The organism is Enterovirga sp. (assembly GCF_035325185.1).
Lineage (GTDB): Bacteria > Pseudomonadota > Alphaproteobacteria > Rhizobiales > Beijerinckiaceae > Enterovirga.
The window spans coordinates 1-4,612 of record NZ_DAOLAJ010000158.1 but is presented as its reverse complement, the minus strand read 5'-3'; the positions used below and the strand labels follow the sequence as shown (position 1 = coordinate 4,612).

The 4,612-nt window shown below is 65.5% G+C and carries 3 protein-coding genes, 1 tRNA gene and 2 rRNA genes; all 6 read left to right on the top strand.

Going from position 1 to position 4,612, the window contains the following annotated elements; genetic code table 11:
- Window positions 1–310: ribosomal RNA gene (locus PKD06_RS18435) — 23S ribosomal RNA — on the top strand; the annotation flags it as partial.
- A gap of 79 nt (window positions 311–389) precedes the next feature.
- Window positions 390–504 (top strand): 5S ribosomal RNA (rrf, locus tag PKD06_RS18430).
- Between the two features lie 90 nt (window positions 505–594).
- Window positions 595–671 (top strand) — tRNA-Met (locus PKD06_RS18425).
- Window positions 672–812: 141 nt separating this feature from the next.
- Window positions 813–2,606 (top strand): peptide ABC transporter substrate-binding protein, encoded by a 1,794-nt coding sequence (locus PKD06_RS18420; protein WP_324382708.1) that lies wholly within the window; start codon window positions 813–815, stop codon window positions 2,604–2,606.
- 13 nt (window positions 2,607–2,619) lie between these two features.
- Window positions 2,620–3,579, top strand: a complete 960-nt coding sequence (locus tag PKD06_RS18415) for an ABC transporter permease (RefSeq protein ID WP_324382706.1) — start codon at window positions 2,620–2,622, stop codon at window positions 3,577–3,579.
- Complete coding sequence (locus tag PKD06_RS18410; protein WP_324382704.1) at window positions 3,545–4,507, top strand: ABC transporter permease; 963 nt, start codon at window positions 3,545–3,547, stop codon at window positions 4,505–4,507. The genes PKD06_RS18415 and PKD06_RS18410 overlap by 35 nt, the downstream gene beginning before the upstream one ends.
- The last annotated feature ends 105 nt before the right edge of the window (window positions 4,508–4,612 follow it).

Here is a 4,612-nt window from a genome sequence, read left to right as displayed (position 1 = left end):
CTGGGTTCAGAACGTCGTGAGACAGTTCGGTCCCTATCTGCCGTGGGTGTAGGAGTTTTGAGAGGATCTGTCCCTAGTACGAGAGGACCGGGATGGACGTACCTCTGGTGGAGCTGTTGTGGCGCCAGCCGCAGTGCAGCGTAGCTATGTACGGACGGGATAACCGCTGAATGCATCTAAGCGGGAAACCCACCTCGAAACTATAACTCCCTTGAGGGCCGTGGAAGACGACCACGTTGATAGGCCGGGTGTGCAAGCTGCTGTGAGGCGCTGAGCTTACCGGTACTAATCGCCCGATTGGCTTGATCGCTCTCATGATCCGTATCCGCGGATCACCAGGAAACCAGAATCGAACGCGTCAGCGTCCTCTTGCCTTTGTCCTTCGCCGGTCCGGTGATTTGAGCGAGGAGCCCGAACCCGATCCCATCTCGAACTCGGCCGTTAAACTCCTCAGCGCCGATGGTACTGTGTCTCAAGACCCGGGAGAGTAGGTCATCGCCGGGCCTGCCAAGGACAAATCCTCTTCACGTTTCAACCTTTCATCGCGTTCGCGCGGCCCCGGCTCCGGCTGGGGCTTTCGTGTCGCGAAATTGCCGCGGGGTGGAGCAGTCCGGTAGCTCGTCAGGCTCATAACCTGAAGGTCCTAGGTTCAAATCCTAGCCCCGCAACCAAATTCAAAGCCCGTCGGAGCGTTCTCGCCCGGCGGGCTTTTTGCTTTTCATCGGAACATCTCCGGCACAAGTCACTCCTGCGCTTGTGAAGCGGCGCAATCTGGACGAACATCCGCACGGGACAGGCTGCGAGGGGCAGAGATGGACGAGGCGCGGCTGAACAAGCTGATCGCGGATGTGGGGGCCGGCCGCCTGTCGCGGCGCGGTTTCGTGCGCCGCATGGTCGCGCTCGGGCTTTCCGCCCCCATGGCCGGCATGATGCTGGCCCATCGCGGAATCGCCTTCGCGCAGCCGGCCGATACCTACAAGCCGGCCAAGGCCGGCGGAGGCGGTCCGTTGAAGCTGCTGTTCTGGCAGGCGCCGACGCTGATCAATCCGCACTTCGCCGTGGGGTCGAAGGACCAGGAAGGCTCGCGCATCTTCTACGAGCCGCTCGCCGCCTGGGACGAGGACGGCAATCTCGTGCCGGTTCTCGCCGCCGAGCTGCCCTCGCTCGAAAACGGCGCCGTCACCAGGGACGGGAAATCCGTGACCTGGAAGCTGAGGCGGGACGTCAAATGGCATGACGGCCGGCCCTTCACGGCCGACGACGTCCTCTTCACTTATGAATATGTCTCCAATCCCGCCACCGCCGCGACGACGAGCGGGTCCTACCAGGGCATCGCCTCGGTGGAGAAGCTCGACGACTTCACGTTCAAGGTTCTCTTCAAGCAGCCTGCCCCGTTCTGGGCGGATGCGTTCGTCGCCGCCCCCGGCATGATCATCCCGAAGCATCACTTCAAGGACTATGTTGGCGACAAATCGCGCGACGCGCCCGCCAATCTCGCGCCCGTGGGGACGGGGCCCTACAAGTTCCTCGAGTTCCGTCCCGGCGACATGCTGCGCGGCGAGCGCAACCTCCTCTACTACCTGCCGAACCGGCCCTTCTTCGACACGATCGAGATGAAGGGCGGGGGCGATGCCGTCTCCGCCGCGCGCGCCGTGCTCCAGGCCGGCGAATATGACTATGCCTGGAACATGCAGGTCGAGGACGAGCAGCTCAAGCGGTTCGAGGCCGGCGGCAAGGGCCGTCTCGACATGCCCTTCGCCGCCAATCTCGAATTCATCGTCCTCAACGCCACCGATCCGAACGTGGAGGTCGACGGCGAGCGATCCTCGGTGAAGACGAAGCATCCCGCCTTCTCCGACCCGGCCGTGCGTCACGCGATGAATCTCCTGGTCGATCGCGATTCGATCCAGAAATTCATCTACGGCCGGACCGCGCGCGCGACGGCCAATGTGCTCAACGGGCCGGAGCGCTACGTCTCAAAGAACACCAGCTACGAATTCAACGTGGCCAAGGCGAACCAGATTCTCGACGAGGCCGGCTGGAAGAAAGGCGGCGACGGTCTGCGCGCCAAGGACGGCAAAAAGCTGAAATTTGTCTTCCAGACCTCCATCAACGCGCCTCGCCAGAAGACGCAGGCCATCATCAAGCAGGCCGCGCAGAAGGCGGGCATCGAGATCGAGATCAAGTCGATCCCGGCCACCGTCTTCTTCTCCTCCGACGTCGCCAATCCCGATACCTACGGGCATTTCTACGCTGATATGGAGATGGTGACCTTCAGCACCGTGCAGCCGGACCCGGCGCGCTGGATGCTATACTACGTCTCCTGGGAAGCCTCCTCGAAGGAGAACAAGTGGCAGAGCCGCAATATCTCGCGCTACATGAGCGCCGAGGCCGACAAGCTCTACCGGGAGGCCGCCGTCGAACTGGACCCCGTCAAGCGCGCCGCGCTTTTCATCAGGATGAACGACGTGATCGTGGCCGATGCCCAGGTTCTGCCGCTGCTGCACCGGGCGCAGGTGGGAGCCTTCCGCAAGTCGATGGTGGCCGTGACGGGGGGCTGGGACAACAGCCTCGCCTTCCTGCGCGACTGGTATCGGGAAGGCTGAGGCCAGGGCGGAGATGGGAGCCTATATCCTTCGCCGCCTGCTGATCGCGATCCCGAGCCTGCTCGGGATCAGCCTGATCCTGTTCACGGTGCTGGCCCTCGCGCCGGGCGACCCGTTCAGCGAGCTGGCCAGCAACCCCAACGTGCCGCCCGAGGTGCGGGAGGCGCTGCGGATCAAGTTCGGCCTCAACGATCCCGTCCTCGTGCGCTATCTGCACTGGCTCATCGCCATGGCGCGGGGCGACTGGGGCTTTTCCTTTGCGAGCCGGGTGGATGTCGACACGCTGATCCTCCAGCGCCTGCCTTCCACGCTGCTGATCGTCGGGTCCTCCCAGATCCTGGCGCTCCTGATCGCGGTGCCGATCGGCATCCATGCTGCGCTGCGGCCCTATTCGCTCTTTGACCAGGTGGCGAACACGCTCGCCTTCATGGGATTTTCCCTGCCGACCTTCTTCACCGGCATCCTCTTCATCCTGGTCTTCTCGCTGAAGCTCGACTGGCTGCCCTTCGTCTACCAGGCGGATGTGCCCGGCACCGGCTGGGCCTGGCTCTGGGGGCATATCCGCCAGGCCATCATGCCGGTCTGCGTGCTCGGCTTCTTCCAGGCCGCCTCTTACACGCGCTACGTGCGCTCCGCCGTGCTCGACGTCGCCCGCCTCGACTATGTCACGACGGCGCGCGCCAAGGGGCTGTCGGATAGCGTGGTGACGCGCCGCCACATCGCCCGCAACGCGCTGATCCCGGTTGTGACCCTCGTCGCGCTCCAGATGCCGGCGGTGTTCGGCGGCGCCATCGTCACCGAGCAGATCTTCCGCATTCCCGGGATCGGCTCGCTCCTCATCGACGCGATGCTCGCCAACGACACACCGGTCGTCATGGCCGTGACCTTCGTCTTCGCCTGCCTCGTCGTTCTCTTCAACCTCATCGCGGACCTGCTCTATGGCTGGCTCGACCCACGCATCTCCTTCGGTTGAGGCGGTGGGCGAGGCGGGCGGGTCCGCCCCGGGCTCCGTCGGTGCGCCCGCCTCCGGGGGATCGGGCCGCGACACGTGGCGCCGCTTCCGCCGCCATCGCCTCGCCATGGCGAGCGCGTGCCTGCTGGTTGTGCTCGTCGTCGCGGTCGTCGGCGGCAGGCTCTTCTGGCCGACCGGCATCGACGAGATCGATTTCTCCGCGATGCTGCAATCGCCCTCGCCCGCCCATCCCTTCGGGACCGACGATCTCGGCCAGGACCTTCTCGCCCGCATGATCCATGGCGGGCGCATTTCGCTCGCCGTGGGCTTTGCGGCCATGGTCGTCTCGACGCTGGTCGGCATCGTCGTCGGGGCGCTCGCGGGGATGTCGCGCGGCCCGCTCGACGCCTTCCTGATGTGGCTGACCGATCTCTTCCTCTCCCTGCCGGCGCTCCCCCTGCTCCTGCTCATCATCTATCTCTTCCGCGACAGCCTGAAATCGGCCTTCGGGGTCGAGGGCGGCATCTTCCTCATGATCGTCGCCGTGATCGGGGGCCTGCGCTGGATGCCGGTGGCGCGGCTGGTGCGGGCGCAGTTCCTGTCGATCCGCGAGAAGGAATTCGTCGAGGCGGTGCGGGCTGCCGGCGCCTCGCAATGGCATCTCGTCACGCGCCATATCCTGCCGAACGCGATGGGACCGGTGATTGTCGCGGCCACCATCGAGGTCTCCTCGGCCATCATCGCCGAATCCACGCTTTCCTTCCTCGGCCTCGGCTTCCCGCCCGACATCCCGACCTGGGGCCGCCTCCTCTACGACGCCAAGGACCATCTCGACGTCGCGCCCCATTGGGCGCTCTTCCCGGGGGCGGCGATCTTCCTGACGGTGCTCTCCATCAATTTCGTGGGCGACGGGCTGCGCGACGCGCTCGATCCGCGCCGGGTGATCTGATGAGGTCCCTCGCGGCCGACGCCTTCGCCCTCCCTCCCCCCGCTTGCGGCGGGGGGGGGGGGGGGGGGCCCCCCCCCCCCCCCCCCCGGGGGGGGGGGGGGGGGG